General features: G+C 62.1%; 3 protein-coding genes. All 3 read right to left on the bottom strand.

Annotated features, from left to right (window positions below; genetic code table 11):
- Window positions 1-266 precede the first annotated feature (266 nt).
- Window positions 267-668, bottom strand: a complete 402-nt coding sequence (locus BFP96_RS00975; protein ID WP_065896592.1) for an ExbD/TolR family protein — start codon at window positions 666-668, stop codon at window positions 267-269.
- 1 nt (window position 669) lies between these two features.
- Window positions 670-1,389 (bottom strand): MotA/TolQ/ExbB proton channel family protein, encoded by a 720-nt coding sequence (locus BFP96_RS00970; protein ID WP_065893821.1) that lies wholly within the window; start codon window positions 1,387-1,389, stop codon window positions 670-672.
- Between the two features lie 28 nt (window positions 1,390-1,417).
- On the bottom strand, window positions 1,418-1,743 hold a 326-nt coding region (locus tag BFP96_RS00965), incomplete at its 5' end, for an energy transducer TonB (RefSeq protein WP_139113301.1).

Raw genomic sequence — 1,743 nt, 5'->3', positions numbered from 1 at the left:
TGCCGAGTGGTGGGGCAAGAGCGTTTTGCTTACTTTTGCGCTTTTCAAAAGTGAGCCGCCGTCAGGGCGGAACCCTAAGTGGCCGTGACCGCAGTAACGGATATGTACTCGTTCCAATCCAACATCCTGGTCGGCCCAGAGGCCGCCATCGGGGGCAAGTCGAATCGTCGCACCGCCCCTCCCACATTTACCTCATCGGCCATACATAAAAAAAGGCCGCACCCTGCCAAGGAAACGGCCCAAAAATCGTCGAGGCTGTTGTGCAACTAACGAGCGGTTATCACCGACAGCTTGGTAATCCCCGCGCGCTCGATAGACGCCATGGCTCGCGCCACTTCGCCGTAATTCACTCCATCGTCAGCCTGCAGTTGCACCCGCACATCGGGGTCCTTGGCCTTGGCCGCCTGCAGGCTGAATTCCAGCAGGTCCGGCTGGATTTCGTCCTTGTTGATAAACAGCTTGCCGGCACCGTCGATGCTCACCACCAACGGGTCTTTCTGCTCGACCGGGGCCACGGCCTCGGTCTTGGGCAGGTTGATCGGGATCGAGTTGGTCAGCAGCGGCGCCGTGACGATAAACACCACCAGCAGCACCAGCATCACATCCACCAGCGGCGTGACGTTGATCTCGCTCAGCACCTCATCACTGTCTTGCGTGGAAAAGGCCATCTCAGGACGCCTCCTTCACTTTCTGCGGGTTGCCGACGCTGGCTTTGTTCAGCGCCGGATGCAGCAGCACACGGAAGGCGTTCTTTTGCGCCAGGCTGTAGAAGTCGTGGGCAAAGTCGTCAAGGTCGGCAGCCGTCAGCTTCAGGCGGCGCAGGAAATAGTTGTAGACCAGCACCGCCGGCACCGCGACGGCAATCCCCACCCCCGTCGCGACCAGCGCCGCACCGATGGGCCCGGCCACGGTTTCCAGGCTGGCTGAACCGGCGGCGCTGATGCCCTTGAGCGCCTCCATGATGCCCCACACGGTGCCGAACAGGCCGATAAACGGCGAGGTACTGCCGATACTGGCGACCACCGCCAAGCCGGTTTCCAGGGAGCGGCGCTCACGCACGATTTGCTGGCGCAAGGCCCGCTCGAGGCGGTCCTGGTGATTGATGGCCTGGCTCAGGTCAGCCGCGTGCTGCGTATCGCCAACCTGGATCGCGGCATACCCGGCCCGAGCCACCCGTGCCGCCGCACCCGGTTGGGTGTCGGCCAACTCGGCGGCGGCGTCGAGGCTCGATGCGGCCCAGAACTGTTTATGAAACTTGCGATCCTGGGCCTTGAGACGCCCGAACTGCACGCCCTTCAACAATGCCAAGCCCCAGGTGGCGACTGAAAAGACCACCAGCAACCAGATCACCGCGCTTTCGATGGATTCAAGTGGAGATGCCAAAGCCATGATGTTTTCCCTCTGTGCCGCAGAATAATTAATGAATCTTGAAATCGATCGGTACGCTGACCCAGCCGTCCTGGGCCACTTCACCCTGCTTGGCCGGCACGAAGCTCCAACGCTTCACGGCGGCCAATGCGGCGTCATCGAGTTGCTGGCGACCGCTGCTTTTCTGCAGCTGGATCTCACCGGGTTTGCCGCTGGCCAATACGTGTACCCGCAGCAACACAGTGCCTTCCCAACCCCGCCGCTGAGCCAGTGACGGGTATTCCGGCGCCGGATTTTTCAAGTACGCGGCGCTGGCCGAAGCGGGCGTTACCGGTGCCGGCGCTGGTGGTGCAACCGGTGCCGGGGGCGCCGGTA

Origin of the sequence: Pseudomonas sp. 34 E 7, from assembly GCF_900005715.1 — a bacterium.
In the GTDB taxonomy this organism is placed as follows: domain Bacteria; phylum Pseudomonadota; class Gammaproteobacteria; order Pseudomonadales; family Pseudomonadaceae; genus Aquipseudomonas; species Aquipseudomonas orientalis_A.
The sequence above is the reverse complement of the archived record's forward strand: the minus strand, read 5'-3'. Positions and strand labels throughout refer to the sequence as shown.